This window comes from Micromonospora sp. NPDC003197 (assembly GCF_053590565.1).
The window spans coordinates 186406-203613 of sequence record NZ_JBSFTE010000011.1 but is presented as its reverse complement, the minus strand read 5'-3'; the positions used below and the strand labels follow the sequence as shown (position 1 = coordinate 203613).

15 protein-coding genes are annotated in these 17208 nt (G+C 68.4%); 7 read left to right on the top strand and 8 right to left on the bottom strand.

Annotated elements, in window-relative coordinates:
• The first annotated feature begins 59 nt into the window (after positions 1-59).
• Both ACWDV4_RS15130 and ACWDV4_RS15125 read left to right on the top strand, forming a co-directional pair.
• Positions 60-239, top strand: a complete 180-nt coding sequence (locus ACWDV4_RS15130) for a hypothetical protein (RefSeq protein ID WP_449978666.1) — start codon at positions 60-62, stop codon at positions 237-239.
• Positions 236-3220 carry a helix-turn-helix transcriptional regulator gene (locus tag ACWDV4_RS15125; RefSeq protein WP_449978663.1) on the top strand — a complete coding sequence of 995 codons (2985 nt, stop codon included), beginning with the start codon at positions 236-238 and terminating at the stop codon, positions 3218-3220. The genes ACWDV4_RS15130 and ACWDV4_RS15125 overlap by 4 nt, the downstream gene beginning before the upstream one ends.
• On the opposite strand, the gene ACWDV4_RS15120 is transcribed toward ACWDV4_RS15125, so the two are convergent.
• The 3 genes from ACWDV4_RS15120 to ACWDV4_RS15110 all read right to left on the bottom strand — a co-directional run bounded on the left by ACWDV4_RS15120 (position 3156) and on the right by ACWDV4_RS15110 (position 6957).
• Positions 3156-4742, bottom strand: coding sequence for an NAD(P)/FAD-dependent oxidoreductase (locus ACWDV4_RS15120; protein WP_449978660.1), 1587 nt, complete (start codon positions 4740-4742; stop codon positions 3156-3158). The genes ACWDV4_RS15125 and ACWDV4_RS15120 overlap by 65 nt on opposite strands.
• Before the next feature lie 187 nt (positions 4743-4929).
• On the bottom strand, positions 4930-5877 hold the full coding sequence (gene lipA, locus ACWDV4_RS15115; protein ID WP_449978658.1) for a lipoyl synthase: 948 nt from the start codon (positions 5875-5877) through the stop codon (positions 4930-4932).
• 162 nt (positions 5878-6039) lie between these two features.
• On the bottom strand, positions 6040-6957 hold the full coding sequence (locus tag ACWDV4_RS15110) for a LysR family transcriptional regulator (protein WP_449978655.1): 918 nt from the start codon (positions 6955-6957) through the stop codon (positions 6040-6042).
• A gap of 248 nt (positions 6958-7205) precedes the next feature.
• Between ACWDV4_RS15110 and ACWDV4_RS15105 the strand changes: the two genes are divergently transcribed.
• The 4 genes from ACWDV4_RS15105 to ACWDV4_RS15090 all read left to right on the top strand — a co-directional run bounded on the left by ACWDV4_RS15105 (position 7206) and on the right by ACWDV4_RS15090 (position 10755).
• Entirely contained in the window at positions 7206-8186 is a 981-nt protein-coding gene (locus ACWDV4_RS15105) for a DMT family transporter (protein WP_449978653.1), read from the top strand.
• A 76-nt stretch (positions 8187-8262) separates the two neighbouring features.
• A complete protein-coding gene (locus ACWDV4_RS15100; protein WP_449978650.1) occupies positions 8263-8517 on the top strand; it encodes a phosphopantetheine-binding protein in 255 nt (84 codons plus the stop codon).
• A 26-nt stretch (positions 8518-8543) separates the two neighbouring features.
• Complete coding sequence (locus tag ACWDV4_RS15095) at positions 8544-9731, top strand: aminotransferase class I/II-fold pyridoxal phosphate-dependent enzyme (RefSeq protein WP_449978648.1); 1188 nt, start codon at positions 8544-8546, stop codon at positions 9729-9731.
• A gap of 25 nt (positions 9732-9756) precedes the next feature.
• Positions 9757-10755, top strand: coding sequence for a beta-ketoacyl-ACP synthase 3 (locus tag ACWDV4_RS15090; protein WP_449978645.1), 999 nt, complete (start codon positions 9757-9759; stop codon positions 10753-10755).
• Here the strand turns inward: ACWDV4_RS15090 and ACWDV4_RS15085 are convergent.
• Together ACWDV4_RS15085 and ACWDV4_RS15080 are read right to left on the bottom strand one after the other, a co-directional pair.
• Entirely contained in the window at positions 10736-11410 is a 675-nt protein-coding gene (locus ACWDV4_RS15085; RefSeq protein WP_449978717.1) for a 4'-phosphopantetheinyl transferase family protein, read from the bottom strand. The two genes, ACWDV4_RS15090 and ACWDV4_RS15085, sit on opposite strands and share 20 nt — an antisense overlap.
• Before the next feature lie 293 nt (positions 11411-11703).
• Complete coding sequence (locus tag ACWDV4_RS15080; protein WP_449978643.1) at positions 11704-11853, bottom strand: hypothetical protein; 150 nt, start codon at positions 11851-11853, stop codon at positions 11704-11706.
• Between ACWDV4_RS15080 and aspS the strand changes: the two genes are divergently transcribed.
• Entirely contained in the window at positions 11852-13138 is a 1287-nt protein-coding gene (gene aspS, locus ACWDV4_RS15075; RefSeq protein WP_449978641.1) for an aspartate--tRNA(Asn) ligase, read from the top strand. The genes ACWDV4_RS15080 and aspS overlap by 2 nt on opposite strands.
• A gap of 61 nt (positions 13139-13199) precedes the next feature.
• On the opposite strand, the gene ACWDV4_RS15070 is transcribed toward aspS, so the two are convergent.
• The 3 genes from ACWDV4_RS15070 to ACWDV4_RS15060 all read right to left on the bottom strand — a co-directional run bounded on the left by ACWDV4_RS15070 (position 13200) and on the right by ACWDV4_RS15060 (position 17096).
• The gene (locus ACWDV4_RS15070) at positions 13200-13994 is read right to left on the bottom strand and encodes a helix-turn-helix transcriptional regulator (protein WP_449978639.1); all 795 of its coding nucleotides are present in this window, start codon (positions 13992-13994) and stop codon (positions 13200-13202) included.
• A gap of 211 nt (positions 13995-14205) precedes the next feature.
• The gene (locus ACWDV4_RS15065; RefSeq protein WP_449978637.1) at positions 14206-14580 is read right to left on the bottom strand and encodes a hypothetical protein; all 375 of its coding nucleotides are present in this window, start codon (positions 14578-14580) and stop codon (positions 14206-14208) included.
• Complete coding sequence (locus ACWDV4_RS15060; protein WP_449978635.1) at positions 14577-17096, bottom strand: nitric-oxide reductase large subunit; 2520 nt, start codon at positions 17094-17096, stop codon at positions 14577-14579. Before ACWDV4_RS15060 ends, ACWDV4_RS15065 begins: the two co-directional genes overlap by 4 nt.
• Positions 17097-17208 lie beyond the last annotated feature (112 nt).

The following is a 17208-nucleotide window of genomic DNA, read 5'->3' as shown; positions in this document are numbered from 1 at the left end:
GCTCAGCAGAGAAACCGCCACTTCTCAGCAGAGAAATCCCCACTTCCCAGGAGGAAGCCATGTCGGGCACCACAGACGCACACTTCGTTCTCCAACTCCACCGGACCCGTGCCGAGGCGCTACGGGCCGAGGCCGACGTCGACCGGCTCGCCCGCTCCCTGGCCGGCAGACCAGGACACGGACGGTTGAGGTTCTGGACCGGACTACGGCAACGCGCGGCCGGTCGTACCGTCCGGTGACGGTCGTGCGGGCCTCGCCGCCGACTGCGGGGGCCGGCCACCGCGACACCCAGGGCTGGCGTGGCATTCTCGACGCCGTGACCTATCGCGCCACCAGTACCGTTCTCGTTGGCCGCCAGGCCGAACTCACCGCCCTACGTGACACGTTCCATCGGGTACGCGGTGGTGAGCCGGCAGCGGTGCTGGTGGGCGGTGAGGCCGGGGTGGGCAAGAGCCGGCTGATCGAGGAGTTCGGCCGGCTCGTGGTCGCCGACGGTGGCCGGCTGCTGATCGGTCAGTGCCTGGCACTCGGTGAACAGGGGCTGCCGTTCGCGCCGTTTGCCGCCGCGCTGCGTACCGTGCTCCGCCGCGACGGTGCCGAGGTGTTCGGCGGCTACGAGCAGGAGTTCGCCCGACTGCTGCCCGAGTTGGCTCGGACGCCGGGGCGGAGTTTAGCCGGTCCGGGCGGGTCCACCGGCCTTCCGACCGGCCTGGACCCGCACCAGGGCTACCTGTTCGAGCTGGTCGGCGAACTGTTCACCCGGCTGGCCGCCGCAGCGCCGCTGGTGCTGGTGGTCGAGGATCTGCACTGGGCCGACCGGTCGACCCATGATCTGATTTCCTTCCTGATTCGGGTCGCCCGCTCCGCGCGAGTCATGCTGGTCTGCACCTACCGTTCGGACGAACTGCACCGAGGGCACCCACTGCGCCCGTTCCTCGCCGAACTCGACCGGGTCCGCGGTGTCGAGCGAGTCGACCTGGTTCGGCTGGACCGGGACGGCACCGCCGCGATCCTCACCGACCTGCTCGGTGGGGAACCGATGATGCAGGCGATTGACAACATTCACGATCGGGCCCAGGGCAACCCGTTCTTCATCGAGGAACTCGTCGCCGCCGGTGACCCGGCTGGCTCCGCGGATCTGCCCGGCGCTCTGCGTGACCTGCTGCTGGCCCGGGTCGACCGGCTGCCCGAGTCGGCGCAGCGGGTGCTGCGGACTGCCGCCGTCGGGGGCACCTGGATCAGTCACGACCTGCTCGCCACCGTCGCCGGGGAGTCCGAGGCGGAGTTGGAGGGCGCGCTGCGGGCGGCGGTAGGTGCGCAACTGATCGTCGCCGACCCGGACGGCGGATACGAGTTCCGGCACGCGCTGGTGCGTGAGGCCGTACACGACGAACTACTCCCCGGCGAGCACGGCCGACTGCACGCCCGCTACGCGATCGCCATCGAGAACGATCCGCAGCTGGTCGCCGTCGGGCGCGCACCGGCCGAGATCGCACACCACTGGTACGCCGCACACGACCATCCCCGGGCGCTGACCGCCGCTGTGGCGGCGGCCGAGGCAGCCGCTGCCCGATACGCGTACGCGGAGCAGAGTCGACTGCTGGAACGGGTGCTGGAGTTGTGGGAGCAGGTGCCGGATGCCGCCGAGCGGCTCGGCATGAAGCATCTCGACCTGTTGGAGGAGACCCTGTGGGCGACGTGGACGGCCGGTGACCATGGCCGGGCGTTGACCCTGACCCGGGCGGCGCTGGCTGAGGTGGACCGGGCGGCCGAACCGCTGCGGGCAGCCTGGTTGTTGGAGCGACGCGGCCGGTTGCTGCGCCTGCTCGGCACCGACGACGGGACTCATGAAACACGGGCCGCCTACCACCTGATCGCGGAACTGGACGACGATCCGGAACGGGTACGGCTACTTGCCGAGATAGCCATCCAACTGGCCAAGGTCGATGCGGCGGAAGCACCGCTGATCGCCGAAGAGGTGATGGCAGCAGCGCGGGCGCTCGACGATCCGGCGTCGTTGTTCTTCGCGGAACTGGCCAAGCTGCAGATCAAGTGCTGGCACCTGGCTGACGAGGCCCGGTTGGCCGCGCTCGCCCGGGCCGAGGACCTGGCCCGGACGATCAGGGACCAGCCGGGGCTGGTGGCCGTACTGGTCAACAGCTCGGATGCGCTCTTCGAACTGGGCCGGTACGCGGAGTCGGCGAAGGCTGCCGAACGGGGAGTGGACTGTGCCCGGCAGGTCGGCGTCAGCCGTTCCACCGGTGCGTTCCTCTTCTCCAACCAGGCCGAGGCGCTGGTGGCACTCGGTCGTTGGGACGAGGCGGAGGAGATGTGCGCCCAGGCCGCCCGGCTCGACCCGCCCGGCGCGCTGGGTCTGCACTGGTTGCAGGTACGGGCCCGACTGTGGCTGGCCCGGGGCAATCCCGGTGCCGACGACCTGGTTACCCGGTCGCTGGCCTTCCTTGGTCGTCGTTACCTCGACGCGGCCCAACGACTGATGCTGCACGAGTTGCGGATCGACGCGGCGTACGCCAGCGGAGATCTGTCGGCCGGGCTGGTCGCCGCGCACGAGGCGCTCCGGGCAGCCGCCGACAGTGACTATCCCCGCTACCGGTGGCCGGTGCTGGCCGCCGCCACCCGGGTCGCGGTCGCCGGGGCGGACGGACCGCTGCTCGACCAGCTTCGTACGGCGGCCAGCGTCGGGTCGGCCCGTCACCCGGCCGAGCGGGCCTACGCTGCCGAGGTGACCGCCGGTCTGGCCGGGGACTCCGAGGCGGTGGCCGCCTGGCAGGCTGCGGTCGAGGCGTGGCGGGCGGACGGGCAGCCGTACCCGCTGGGGCGGGCGTTGCTCGGGTTGGCCCAGGCCGCCGCCGCAGCTGGAGACCGGGCCACGGTCGCCACCTCGATCGGGGAGGCGACCGGGATCGCCGACAACCTGGGCGCGGCCCTGCTTCGGGAGCAGACGGCGACCCTGGCCCGGCGGGTCGGCCTGACCGGCACCGGGCGGGACGGGCCGGACCTGCTCACCGATCGGGAAAGGGAGGTGTTGCGTCTGGTCGCCGAGGGGCACAGCAACAGCCGGATCGCCGAGCAACTCTTCATCTCGCCGAAGACGGCCAGCGTCCACGTCTCCCGGATCATCGCCAAGCTGGACGTCACCAACCGGGTCGAGGCGGCAGCGGTCGCGCACCGCCTTGGTCTGATCGACCCGCCCGGGTGACCTTCTTCGGCAGGATCGGGGCGGCCCGGCCGGTACCGTGCTCGCCACCGCCACCGCCACCGCCACCGCCACCGCCACCGCCACCGCCACCGCCCTGCTGGGCTGGGCGCTTTTCCTCGTGGTACTCCTCCTCGACGTTGACCTGCCACACGTCGTGGCTGGTCCCGTCGAGGATGTTCTCCACGGAGAGCATGGCGGTGAGCATCGAGTGGTCCTGGTTGTTGTACCGGTGCATGCCGTTGCGCCCGACCGGGTGCACGTTCGGCACCGCCTCGGCCAGCCAGCGCCGGATGGTGTCGACGGACTCCTCGTAGCCCTCGTCGTAGACCGGGTACGCCTTGGGCATGCGTACCACGTAGCCGGCGCTGACCGAGCCCGGCGTGACCAGCTTGAGCTGCTCCAACTCCCGGGTGGCGAGGGCGATCAGGTCCTCGTCGGTGGACTCCCACAGGTGGTCACCCTCGTTGACGAAGAACTCCAGCCCGAGGCAGGTGTATCCGTCCTGCACCAGGTACGGCGACCAGGAACCGAAGTTCTGGATCCGCCCGACCTTCACGCCGGGGGTGTGTACGTAGATCCAGTTGTCGGGGAACCCGGCCGCCTGGGGGACGACCAGGGCCACGGTGAGGAAGTCCCGGTAGCGCAACTGGTCGGCTGCGGTCCGGACCGGCTCCGGGGCAGGCGGATCCATGGCCTGGACGAGTTGCGACAGCGGCATGGTCGACACGACGTGATCGGTTTCGACCCGGCGTTCACCTTCGGCAGCCGCCACGGTCACCGCCACCACCCGGCCGTCGGACCGGTGGAGGGTCTTGGCCCAGGTGTTCATGGTGACCACGCCACCGGCCTTGTCGATGTGCTCCGCGCAGCGTTCCCACATCATTCCCGGCCCGAACTTCGGGTACTGGAACTCCTCGATCAGGCTGGTGATGTCCTTCTGGTTGCGCTTCGGCATCAGCGCGTTGACGACTGCGTTGAACAGCGAAAGGTTCTTGATCCGCTGGGCCGCCCAGGCGGCCTGCAACTCGGTGGCCGGGATGCCCCACAACTTCTCGGTGTATGTCTTGAAGAAGATCGAATAGAGCCGCTTGCCGAATCGGGCGGTGACCCAGCCCTCGAAGTGGCTCTGGTCCTTCGGTGGCCGGACCTGCGCCCACAGGTAGGAGCCGACGCAGCGGACCGCCTCGACGATCCCCAGGTTGCCCAGTGCGTTGCTGGCCTTCAGCGGGTAGTCGAACAGCTTTTCGCGGTAGTGGATTCGGCTCATCCGGGGGCGGAGCAGGAAATCCTCGTCCGGCAGGATCTCGTGCCACAACGCCTCGACCTGCGGGACCTTCGTGAAGAAGCGGTGGCCGCCGATGTCGAACCGCCACCCGTCCCGCTCGACCGTACGGCTGATCCCCCCGACCACGTCGTCGGCCTCGAAGACCTGGACAGTGGCGTTGCGCTTGGTGAGCGCGTACGCCGCAGTCAGGCCAGCCGGTCCGGCGCCGATGACCACCGTATGAGGGGATGTCGTCATGCTTTAATTCATCACCTTCGAGGTAATGCTGGCAACCGTCCGGCGCGCCGCCAACGTCGGACGGCCGGAATTTAGCACGGCTTTCACCCTGATGGGCGATTCGCCGTTGCCAGTGCCGGCCGTTGCCAGTGCTCGGTGTCGACGTCGGTGATGGCCTCGAGGAGATGAGTGGATGACAGGTGGCGACCTACCGGGGAGTCGCCACCGTCGCCGCGTCGCGGGCGTCGATCGCCTGCTGGTAGAGCCGACCCGCCCGGTACGACGAACGCACCAACGGCCCGCTCATCACACCAGCGAAACCGATCTGCTCGGCCTCCTCGCGCAGCTCCACGAACTCCTCCGGCTTGGCCCAGCGCTCCACCGGGTGGTGCCGAGGAGTGGGGCGCAGGTACTGCGTGATGGTGATCAGCTCGCAGCCGGCGTCGTGCAGGTCACGCAGTGCCTGCGAGATCTCGCTGCGCTCCTCACCCATACCGAGGATCAGGTTGGACTTGGTGACCAGCCCGGCCGCGCGGGCCTGGGTGATCACGTCGAGCGAGCGCTCGTAACGGAACGCGGGGCGGATCCGCTTGAAGATGCGGGGCACGGTCTCCACGTTGTGGGCCAGCACCTCCGGCCGGGCGGCGAACACCTCGGCCAACTGCGCCGGGTCACCGTTGAAGTCGGGGATCAGCAGCTCCACCCCACAGCCCGGCTGGAGCGCGTGGATCTGGCGTACCGTCTCGGCGTAGAGCCAGGCACCGCCATCCGGCAGATCGTCGCGGGCGACGCCGGTGACGGTGGCGTACCGCAGGCCCATGGTGGCGACCGACTCGCCGACCCGGCGCGGCTCGTCAGCGTCGAACTCGGCCGGCTTGCCGGTGTCGATCTGGCAGAAGTCGCACCGCCGGGTGCACTGGTCACCGCCGATGAGGAAGGTCGCCTCGCGGTCCTCCCAGCATTCGTAGATGTTGGGGCAGCCAGCCTCCTGGCAGACCGTGTGTAGGCCCTCCCGGGACACCAGCCCGCGCAGCTGGGTGAACTCGGGCCCCATCTTGGCCTTGACCTTGATCCACGGCGGTTTGCGCTCGATCGGTGTCTCGGCGTTGCGCGCCTCGATCCGCAGCAGTCGTCGACCCTCGGGAGCAATCGTCACGATGCCGAGCGTACGCCGGACGCCGCTGGTCGATGAACTGCAGGCGATACGACTCACGGCGCGGTCGGCCGTGACACCGCTCACGTCCTGCCGTGCTCGAGGGGTGGGCATCGCGGTGGGACTCCGTTTTCGCCAGTTGGCCGGCGTCGGACCTGATGTGTGTCAGTTCGATGTTGGCTGCCGAGCGAGGTGATCTCGCAGTACGGTCACGACCGGGTTCCACGGTCGCCCCGTCGGGCCGGTGAAGACCAGCGTCCGGCGTACCACCGGGTCGAGCGGCACCATGGTGAGGTTGGGGGTAAGTAACGACCTGCCCAGGGAGGGCATGATCGTCACACCGACGTGATCAGCGACCATACCGAGCAGCGTGCCCAACTCGCGTACCCGATGGGCGGGCCGGAAGTTGCGGTCCGCCTCCCGGCAGATCCGCATCACGTCGCCGTAGCATCCCCCGGTCGAGACGACCACCGGGTCGTCGAGCAGGTCGTGGATGGAGATGGCGGGCTCACCCGCGTACGGATGGTCCTTGTGGACCACGGTCTCGTAGGCGTCCCGCATCACCACCACACCCCCGTCCGGCCACGGGTCAGGGTTGATCAACACTGCGGCGTCCACGATGTCCTCCTCCAGCCAGGGAGTCATCTCGCTGTCGTCCGCCTCGAAAATCTTTACCGTGATCTCCGGTAGGTACTCGCGCCAGTTGGCGATCCAGCCCGGGACGAGTGTGTGGCAGGCGGTTGCGGGCGCGGCCAGCCGGACAACCTCGGTGTCACGGTCGACATGGTTCTGAGCCACGACCGCCATCGCGTCCAGTCCGGCCAGGATGGTCCGCGCGTGTGGCAGTAGCCGGTGCCCCAACAGGGTTGGTATCACGTCGGGGTGGCGGCGGAGTACCGGAGCGCCGAGGAGGCGTTCCATGCCAGTCACCGCGTGTGAGACAGCAGGCTGGGTGGTCCGCAGCACGGTCGCCGCGCGGCCGAATCCTCGGCAGTCGACGGTAGCGACGAAGGCCCTGAGCTGCGCCACCGTAATCTTCAGGGCATCGTTGGCCCGCCCGCTCGACGACGGTCTTTCCGGCATGTCTCCCCCTCACCGTCCGGGGCGTATCACCGGTCTCGGCGTACGAGTCCGGCCCGATCGGCAGGCAGCGGCATCCGGACACCGATCCCCCTTCAGCCCCGGGTCGTCGACGATAAGGATCGCTCATGGCTCCATGAGTCGATCTAATTTGCGGCCGGGCTGATTCTTCCGCGAACGTTGAAGCCGGTCAATGACCAACGGTAGAAACCTGGGTACTTACAGTAAGAGCTAGCTTCGCGGGGGAAACAATGTTCAAAGCTGTCGGGCGGGGACTCGGATCCCGCTCAGGTCTTGGTGTGCTCGCCGCCTACGTGGCACTCTCCCTGACCTGGGGATCGAGCTTCTTTTCCATAAAGATCGCCGTCAACGGCCTCACGCCGCAGCAGCTGGTGCTCGCCCGACTCGTCCTCGGAGCCCTCACCCTCAACCTCATTCTGCTGGTGACCCGACGCCGCTGGCCCCGCGACCTCACCCTGGTCCGGCACCTCGCCATCGTCGGTTTCCTGCTCTGTGTGTTGCCGCTGCTGCTCTTCGCCTGGGCGGCCCAGCACATCCCCTCCGGCCTCTCCAGCATCTACAACGCGACCACCCCGCTGATGACGATGGCCATCGGTGTCGCGGTGCTGCCCGCCGAGAAGATGGGACCGCTGCGATCCGCCGGCATCCTCGTCGGTGCCGTCGGCATCCTGATCGTGCTGGCGCCCTGGCAACTGCTGCAACAGTTGAACGAGCTGTCCGGTACCGGCCTGGCCCAGTTGGCCTGCCTCGTTGGGACGGCCAGCTACGGGCTCGCCTTCACCTACCTGCGCCGTTTCGTCACCGGCAAGTACGACTGCGACGCCCCGACCGTCGCCGCTGTCCAAGTGACGCTCTCGGCCGCGATGATGCTGGTCGTCTCCCCGTTCTTCATCGCCACGCCGATGCGCCTCGACACCGGCATCGCGCTCAGCGTGTTGGTCCTGGGGGTCCTCGCCAGCGGCATCGCCTATATCTGGAACACCCTCATCGTGGAGCGGTGGGGCGCCACTCCGGCCTCGACCGTCACCTACATCTCACCCCTCGTCGGGGTCGCGCTGGGCATCATCGCGCTCGATGAACGCCTCTCGTGGAACCAGCCCGTCGGGGCGGTGATCGTCATCGTGGGAATCATGGTCAGCCAAGGGCTCATCGGGGGCACCACGAAGAAGGCCCCCGCAGAGAACCGCCCCCTCGACCGGTCCATTCGCTGACCGACCCCCCTTTTTTTGACGAGTGCAGCGCCGCACTCGCCATGCACCCTGCCCACATCTCAGCCGGGAGAACCCCATGACCACGCTGCCGACAGATCTCGACACCCTCGAAAAGCTCCTCATCAAGGAGATCGAAGAGGAGACGGGCCACCAGAACGTCACCCGCACCGGAAGGCTGAACGAACTCGACATGGACTCGCTGACCTTCTCCGAGATCCTGATGAACCTGGAGCGGCAGTTGGGTGTCGAGTTGGACCTGGTCGAGACCTTCGAGATCGACCGGGAAACGAGCGTCGCCGACCTGCTACGCGCCATCTCCGCCGAGCTCTGATCGGGCAGAAACGAAAGGGTTTGGCCATGACCGCCGACACCAGGACCACTGCACTACAGGATCTGTACCAGGAGTGGGAGCAGACGGGCGTCTCGCCGTTCTTTCCCGTGATCGAAGCCAATGACGGCAACCTCGTCGCCACCGACCGGTACCCCGCGCTCACCATGTTCGGCTCCTGCGACTACCTCGGTCTGTCCCAGAGCCCGGTGCTCAAGGAGGCCGCGATCGATGCTGTCCGGCGATACGGCACCAACACGTACGGAGCACAGCTGCTCTGCGGCCACACGCGGCTACACCACGACGTCGAGGCCACGCTCCGCGCGATGTCACCGCTGGACTCCGCCATCCTCTTCCCCTCCGGCATGGCGGCGAACCTGGCCGTGATCACCGCCATGGCCTCGAAGGACGACGTCATCATCAACGACCGCACCGACCACGTCTCCATCTTCATGGGCAGTCAGCTCTCCGGAGCCGAGGTGCGTACCTTCCCACACAACAACATGGCCAAGCTCGAGAGTCTGCTGCAACGGTCGGGCGACAAACGTCGGCGCATCATCATCGTCGACGGTCTCTACAGCGCTGACGGCGACTTCGCGCCACTGGACCAGATCGCTGCCCTGGCCGACCGGTACGACGCGCGGATCGTCGTGGACGAGGCGCACTCCTTTGGCGTGGTCGGCCCGAACGGACTGGGTGTCGCCGAGTACTACGGCGTGCTGGATCGGGTCGACGCGGTGGTCGCGACGATGAGCAAGGCGCTCGGCAGCACCGGTGGCTTCGTGTTGACCAACGCCGAACTCGAACGTCAACTGCGGTACATGGCCCCGTCGTACACGAGTTCGCGCGGATCGGCCCCGGCGGCGGCCGGTGCGACGCTCGCCTCGCTGCGGCTGCTCGCGGAGTCCGGTGCCGACCTGCGTCGTCGCCTCGACGACAACGTCCAACTGGTGCTTACCGGGTTGCGGGCCGCTGGCGTGGACCTGATGGACACCCGCAGTCACATCGTTCCGGTGCTGGTCCGGGACGAGGACAAGACGGTGGCCGTCGCCAACTGGTTGATGGAGCGGGGAATATTCACCGCCACCTTCGTCTACCCGCATGTGCCGCAGAACACCGGACGACTCCGGATCGGGATCACCGCCGGCCACACCACCGAGGAGTGTGAACGCCTCGTCGACCTGATCGTCGAGGCCAGCCGGGAGTTCACCTTCTGAAGCGACGAGCAGAACGGGATACGACATGCGTAGAGCTGCGGTCCTATCCGGCCTCGGTGCGTGGGTGCCGCCGGGCACTCTCACGAACGAGACGCTGGCCGCCGAACTCGACACCTCCGACGAGTGGATCAGAACCCGTACCGGAATTGGCCAGCGTCACATCATCAGCGCCGGAATGTGCACCAGCGACCTGGCCGTCGAGGCGGGCCGCCGGGCACTGGAGAGCGCGGGAGTAGCCGCCGTCGACTATCTGTTGGTCGCGACCACCACTCCGGACCGGCTCTGTCCGGCCACCGGGCCGGAGGTGGCCACCAGGTTGGGGCTTGGCACCATTCCCGCATTCGACCTCTCCGCAGTCTGCTCCGGTTTCCTGTACGGCTTGCAGACGGGGCGGGCGCTGATCCTGTCCGGACTGGCGGAGGCCGTGCTGGTGGTGGGGGCCGAGAGCTTTAGCACCTTGGTGGATCCGGAAGACCGGGGCACCCGTCCGATCTTCGGCGACGGGGCGGGTGCCGTGGTGCTCCGGGCCGGACATTCCGACGAGCCGGGCGCGTTACGGGCGGTCAACGTCTACAGTGACGGCTCACTCGCCGAACTGATCACCGTTGCCGGGGGCGGAGCCCGCGCGCGGGCGGCTGGCGACAGCCAACCAGCCCATATCCGGATGCAGGGGCGGTCGACCTTCGTGGCGGCGGTGTCGCACATGGAGACAGTGACCCGCCAGACCGTGGACGAGGTGGGGTGGCAACTGTCCGAGGTTGACCGGGTGGTCGGGCATCAGGCGAATGTTCGGATCCTGCAGTCGTTGGTCAAACACCTTGGCCTGCCGGAGTCTGCGGCGATCGTGCACCTGCACACCGTGGGGAATACTGCGGCAGCCTCCATACCCCTGGCGTTGCACTACGGCGTGACGACTGGTCGGCTCGGTGTGGGGCAACGGGTGGTGGCACCCGCCTTTGGAGCGGGCGCCACCTGGGGTGCGGCGGCGCTGGTCTGGCCGGACGTCAAGGTGCTGCCCGACTGACCTGGTTGGTCGTGGCCGGGCCAATCCCGGATACGGCCGGCGGTGCGTCGGCGCTACAGCTGACGTCGCGGAAGTCGACCCGTACCGGCATGGTCTTCGCCGCACCGACCGTTGCCACCGAGATCACCACCTCCGTCGCTGGTCGGCTGACCACTCCGTACGACCACGAGGTGAGCGCGATCTCCGGCGAGCCGACAGGCTGGAGGAGCGGACCGGGCCAGTTGGCTGCTACGGACCGGGGGAGCGGCGTGTGGCGGCGGGCGGCGGGCGGCAACGGCATGAGCCGGCGCAGTCCGCCGTCCCGCAGCCCGCGACCGTACGCCTTGCCGGTCGCCTCCTTCTGCGTCCAGAGCAGGAGGAAGTCGTCCGGGTGGCGGGCCACCCAGGCCGCCTCCTGCGGCGCGAACCAGCGGGCGGCCAACTCGACCGATGGCAGGTCGCGTACCTGCTCGACGTCGACGCCGACGGGCCCGGCGGTCGTCACGGCGACGACCGCGACTCCGTGCGAGTGGCTGATCGACACCTCCAGCCCGGCGCCGGCACCGGTCAGGACGGGGCGGCCACCCGGTGCGCGGCCGACGCCGATCTCGGCCAGCGGGGCGTCCGCGAGGTGTGCTGCGGCCTGCCGGGCGAGGGTGTGGGCGTCCAGGGTCATACTCAACAAGACATCGATCATCATCGAAGTCCATCACGGTGTCGCGCCACCCCGCCACCCCTGGCGCAGCCGGTTATGAGCCTGCTCACGTCGTATCGCCAATTACCTGTCGCCGCCGCCCCGAAGGCTGCTAGCCTCGCCGGCAACAGCGACGACGGAGCCGATTAGCGTCCCGACCACCGGAGTCCAGAGAGCCACCGGCAGCTGGGAAGGTGGTCTCCGGTCGGGCCGTGAAGACCCTCCTGAGCTGCGGGAAGAACGGCGTTGGGTGGGGCGGAACCAGCACCCGGCGTTCAGTAGACCCCGCCGGCCGGCCCCCGTGATCGGGCGACGAATGAGGTGCCGGGCATCAGCCAGGCACGAAGGTGCGGTGGTACCGCGAGGACCCGCTCGCCCGCACCTCCCGGGATCGCGTTGCGATTCGACGAGGAGGTACGCCCCATGCAACGCATCCTTTCCGCGACCCTGCCCGACCACGTCGGCGAGACGGTGACGCTCGCCGGCTGGGTGCACCGCCGCCGGCTGCTCAAGTCGGTGGCGTTCCTGATCCTGCGGGACGCCGGCGGGCTGGCCCAGGTGGTGGTCACCGAACCGCACAGCCGGACCTGGCTCGCCACACTGACCGAGGAGACCGTCGTCGAGGTGGTCGGCACGGTAGCCGCCAATCCCGCCGCGCCGGCCGGGGTCGAGGTCATCGAGCCCACCGTACGGTTGCTCGGTGAGGTAGCCGTGCCCCCGCCGTTCGACCTGTACCGGCCGGGGCTGACCGCGACCCTGCCGACGCAACTCGACCACGCGCCGGTGGCACTCCGACATCCCACCCGCAGCGCGGCGCTGCGCATCTCGGCGGCTGCCGTGGCCGGCTTCCGATCCACCCTGGACGCGCTGGGCTTCGTCGAGATCCACACCCCGAAGATCGTTGCTTCGGCGACCGAGAGCGGGGCGAACGTCTTCGCCATCGACTACTTCGGGACGCCCGCCTACCTGGCCCAGTCGCCCCAGTTCTACAAGCAGTTGATGGTTGGCGTGCACGAACGGGTCTACGAGGTCGGCCCGGTGTTCCGGGCCGAGCCACACGACACCACCCGGCACCTGGCCCAGTACACCTCACTCGACGTGGAACTCGGTTTCGTGACCGACCACCGCGACGTGATGAGCGTGCTGCGGGACGTGCTCGCCGGGATGCTCGCCGGAGTGGCCGATCGGGCTGCGGTGCCGCTGGCCACGCTCGATGTCGAGGTGCCGGACGTACCGGCCCGGATTCCGACGGTGCACTTCACCGAGGCGTTGGCCATCGCCGGCGCGTCACCCGACGAGCCCGACCTGGCGCCAGCGCACGAGCGGGCACTGGGGGAGTGGGCCCGGTCCGAACACGGCTCCGACTTTCTGTTCGTCACCGGATACCCGATGGCGAAACGGCCGTTCTACACCCACCCCGACCCGGACCGGCCGGCGTACTCGAACGGGTTCGACCTGCTCTTCCGCGGCGTGGAGCTGGTCACCGGCGGGCAACGGCTGCACCGGTACGGCGACTACCTGGCGGCGCTGGCCGCCCGGGGCGAGCCGGTCGAGCCGTACGCGTCGTATGTCGAGGTGTTTCGACACGGGATGCCCCCGCACGGCGGCTTCGCGATCGGGCTGGAACGTTTCGTGGCTCGGCTCGTCGGTGCGGCGAACGTCCGCGAGGTGACCGCCTTTCCCCGCGACCTGCATCGTCTGACGCCGTAGCGGACCCTGCCCCCGTGGCTAGGCCGCCGGTCGAGGACTTTCGAGTCCTCGACCGGCGGGATCAGACGCCGCCGCCGTCGCTGTGGCCGTTGGCGTTGGCGAGACCGCGGTTGCTGCCACCGATATCCGGGCGCGCATCGGCCGGACCGGCATCAGCGGGATCGGGATCGGTGTCGGTCAGGTTGGCTCGGCACAACCGTGGCTCGACGAAGGGGTCGAGCCGGTCGACGGTCACCGGTGCCCGAAGCTCGGTCAGCACACCCTGCATCAGGCCGAGGTGCACGGCACAGACGACCTCCCGGCTGTGTTCGGCGATCTCCCGGAACGGGCAGTGCCGTAGCAGGATCTGTGGCTGGGTTCCGACCGGACCCACCACCGGGTTGAACCCAATGTCGGTGAGCACCCCGGTCAGCCGACCGATGGCCTCGTCCCTCGTGAGCCGTTGAAACGGAGCGGGTCGCTCGGTCAGGTAGCGTCCCCAGGTCCGTCCGGCCTCGGAGGCGGCCATCGATGGATTGGGTGTGGCGTGGGCCGTGACGCCGGTGAGGATCTCGGCGAGTAGCCGATAGCTGCGAGTGCCCGTGCCCGTGCCGAGGTCGGGGTCGGTCGACACGGCTTGATAGACCACCCTTGGCCGACCGGGCTGGTCGCGGCTTTCGGTCTCCCGTTCGGCCAAGCCGGCGTCGACGAGCCCGTCCAGGTGGAACCGGGCCGTGTTGAGGTGCAGCCCGGTGCCTTCGGCGATCTCCTGAACACCCAGTGGTGTCGGTGCCGCCCGAAGCAGGTCGAGGATCTGTGTGCGGCGCTCACCGAGCGGTGACCTGTCGTGTCGGTCGCCCCACTGCCACCTGTCCATCAGGGCACTTTACTCCGTGTCGATTGTATAAACTATCGTCGATTATTTCTGGTGGGTGCCGGACGCCCAGGCGTCCGGCACCCACCTGGAGTGCCGCTGGAGGGGGGACAGCAGGCACCTTCGGGCTGGCCTCGGCCCGTACTCGACCGGCCCGCTCAACCGGCCCGCTCAACCGAGCCGAGGTCAGCCAAGCCGAGGTCAGCCGGGTGGGTCAGTCGGGTGGGGGCACCGGGACCCGGGCTAGCTGCCGCGCCATCCGCACGAGCAGCACGCAGTGCGGAGTCGCGACCGCCACCAGGACAGCCACCTCCACCGGTCGGTGGTGGCGGAACAGTTCGGCCGCCAGCAGCACGACCGCGACCGCCGAGATCGACAGCGAGAGCACCCGATGGAACCGACCCACCTCCGAGTGAGGCCAGTCCTCCCGTTCGGCTGGCTCCGGCGCATCGGGCACCGCCCGGCGGTAGCCGGCGAAGATCCGTGACGACCACGCGCTGGTCGACTGCCGTCCGTACAACTCGAGCGCCCCCACCACGGCGAGCAGCACCAGGGCGTACCCGGCGGCGAAGCCCGCCTCGCCGCTCACGGCGCGGCCTGTCCGGCGGGTTGGGCCTTGTCGAGCAGGTCCGCGCCGTCGGTGCCGCCGCCGTCGGGGTGGTAGCCGTCGTCCGGACTACCGTCGTGGTCCGGGCCACGGCCGTCGGGGTCGTTACCGTCGGGGTCGTTACCGCCCGCGAGTTGGCCGCCATCGGCCTCGTCGTCGGGCACGATCTCGGTGAACAGCAGCGTCTGCTCCTGCTCCTCCGGTGGGCGGGTCTTCTTGCTCCGATACCGGACGCCCTGCCAGGTCATCCAGAGCAGGGGCAGCACCCCACCGGCGATGAACACCACGTCACCGGGCAGGCGCATCCACTCCAGGAACACGTTCGTGCCGCCCTGCAGATAGCCGAGGCTGCGGGCGTCGGCATACCCGGCGTCGAGTACCTCGTACAGTTGCAGCGCCCCGGCGGGCAGCAGCGTGGCGAACGACATCCACGCCAGGCCCAGGTTGAGCGACCAGAAGGAGATCGCCGCCAGCCGGTCCGACCAGCGTTCCTCGGGGATGAAGTAGCGCAGCGCGAACATGGCGAAGCCGACGGCCAGCATGCCGTACACGCCCATCATCGCGGCGTGGGCGTGGTTGGCGGTCAGACCGGTGCCCATCTCGTAGTAAGAGACGATCGGCAGGTTGATCAGGAAGCCGAACACACCGGCACCGAGGAAATTCCAGAACCCGACCGCGGCCAGGAACATCACCGCCCAGCGGTGCGGGAACGGGGTCTTCGACGGGCTGTGCCGCCGGGCACCGAGCTGCAGGAAGCCCCACGCCTCGACGGTCAGGAACAGCAGCGGCACCACCTCGAGGGCCGAGAACACGGAACCGAGGGCAAGGTGCTCGGCCGGCTCACCCGAGAAGTACAGGTGGTGCATGGTGCCGATGACGCCACCGGCGCCGTACAGGACGATGTCCAGGTAGATCACCGCGAGAGCGACCCGTTCACGCACTACGCCGAGCAGCACGAACAGGTAGGCGACGGTGGCCGTGGTGAACAACTCCATGAAGTCCTCGACCCACAGGTGCACCACGATGAACCGCCAGAAGTCGGCGGTGACGAAACTGGAGTCGGTGTCGGCCAGCAGCCCTACGGCATAGAACGCGGGCAGGGCGAGGGCGGCGAGGAAGAACAGCCACGGCATGTTGGCCATGTGCTCGGTGCGCAGGCGCTTGCGCAGCCCGCGGAACAGGATCGCCACCCAGATGACCATGCCGAGGGTGAGTAGCACCTGCCAGAAGCGGCCGAGGTCGAGGTACTCCCAGCCCTGGTTACCGAAGTACTTCCACAGCGGTCCCAGCCAACCGCGCATGCCGGCGAACTCGCCAAGCAGGCTGCCGACGACGACCACGACGAGTGCGCCGAGTAGCAACCGGGTCAACAGGGCCTGCCGGCGAGGCTCCCAACCCCGGCTGATCAGCGGTGCCAGGAAGATCGCGATCGCGAGGAAGGAGGTGACCACCCAGAAGATCGACAGCTGGACGTGCCAGGTGCGGGTCAGGTTGTAGGGCAGCCATTCGTCGAGCGGAAACCCGAAGAACGATTCCAGGTCCGCCCGGTAGTGCTGGGTGGCTGAACCGAGCAGGGTCTGGGCCAGGAACAGCCCGGACATGATGAGGAAGAACCAGGCGGTGGCCCGCTGCCCCGGGGTCAGTCTCACGTCGCGAGGGGCGTGGAAGCGTAGTTGCCGCTGGTCACGGCCGTGCCAGCCGAGGAAGTTCCAGCGGCCGAAGGCAGCGAAGAGCGCGCCGACACCGACCAGCAGGAAGATCAACGACAGTACGCTCCACACCACGGTGTGCCCGGTTGGTTCGTTCTCCACCAGCGGCTCGGCCGGCCAGTTGTTGGTGTAGGAGTAGGTCTCGCCGGGTCGGTCGGCGGCGGATGTCCACGCCGACCAGCCGAAGTACGCGGTCAGGTCGTGGATCTCGTCGGGGTCGGTGATCGCGTTGGGCCGTAGCCCTTGTTTGCCTTCGGGTGCGCCGAGCAGTTCGGCGTAGTGGGGGATCAACTGCCGGAACGCCAGTGTCTGAGCATCGCTCCACTGCAGGGTGCCGGTGGCCTCGTCGTACCGGTTGATCCGGTAGTCGTCGACGGTACGTGCGTGTCCGGCCTCGGCACCGCCGTACTGGTCCCGCACGATGGTAGCGGAACGGTGCAGGTAGTCCGCGGTGAAGTCGGGGCCCAGGTAGGCACCGTGCCCGTAGATCGAGCCGTACTGCATGAGGCCGTTGCGCAGGAACACCTCCTGTCCCTGCTTGATGTCCTCGCCGGTGAACAGGACCGTTCCGTCCGCGTTGACCACCCGGTCGGGGATCGGCGGTTGCGCTTGGTAGGTGCGGATCGCCAGGTATCCGAGGACGAAGAAGCCGGCGAGGGTGACCAGGATGGCCGCCTGTACCCAGCCTTTGCCGATGATGCGCGATCGCTTGCCTTTGGCAGAGCCGGCCGCTGGGGTGGTGGGTTCCGGGGAACCTCCCTGTCGCGGCGCGGTATCCGATAACGCCATTCGTCCTCCTTGGCGCACGCGGGCCGCGGGTGTTGTCCGCGCGGCTCGAGTTTCAGTGGGCGGCCGTAGAGTACGACGATTTGTAGTAATAACAAACTGAGTTGTTAAAACT

Excerpts from the sequence above, each read along its gene's own strand:
- ACWDV4_RS15095 (WP_449978648.1), top strand. The coding sequence starts at position 8,544 with ATGACCGCCGACACCAGGACCACTGCACTACAGGATCTGTACCAGGAG.
- ACWDV4_RS15100 (WP_449978650.1), top strand. The coding sequence starts at position 8,263 with ATGACCACGCTGCCGACAGATCTCGACACCCTCGAAAAGCTCCTCATC.
- ACWDV4_RS15130 (WP_449978666.1), top strand. The coding sequence starts at position 60 with ATGTCGGGCACCACAGACGCACACTTCGTTCTCCAACTCCACCGGACC.
- ACWDV4_RS15070 (WP_449978639.1), bottom strand. The coding sequence starts at position 13,994 with ATGGACAGGTGGCAGTGGGGCGACCGACACGACAGGTCACCGCTCGGT.
- ACWDV4_RS15080 (WP_449978643.1), bottom strand. The coding sequence starts at position 11,853 with ATGGGGCGTACCTCCTCGTCGAATCGCAACGCGATCCCGGGAGGTGCG.
- ACWDV4_RS15090 (WP_449978645.1), top strand. The coding sequence starts at position 9,757 with ATGCGTAGAGCTGCGGTCCTATCCGGCCTCGGTGCGTGGGTGCCGCCG.
- ACWDV4_RS15110 (WP_449978655.1), bottom strand. The coding sequence starts at position 6,957 with ATGCCGGAAAGACCGTCGTCGAGCGGGCGGGCCAACGATGCCCTGAAG.
- ACWDV4_RS15120 (WP_449978660.1), bottom strand. The coding sequence starts at position 4,742 with ATGACGACATCCCCTCATACGGTGGTCATCGGCGCCGGACCGGCTGGC.
- aspS (WP_449978641.1), top strand. The coding sequence starts at position 11,852 with ATGCAACGCATCCTTTCCGCGACCCTGCCCGACCACGTCGGCGAGACG.
- ACWDV4_RS15105 (WP_449978653.1), top strand. The coding sequence starts at position 7,206 with ATGTTCAAAGCTGTCGGGCGGGGACTCGGATCCCGCTCAGGTCTTGGT.
- ACWDV4_RS15060 (WP_449978635.1), bottom strand. The coding sequence starts at position 17,096 with ATGGCGTTATCGGATACCGCGCCGCGACAGGGAGGTTCCCCGGAACCC.
- ACWDV4_RS15085 (WP_449978717.1), bottom strand. The coding sequence starts at position 11,410 with ATGACCCTGGACGCCCACACCCTCGCCCGGCAGGCCGCAGCACACCTC.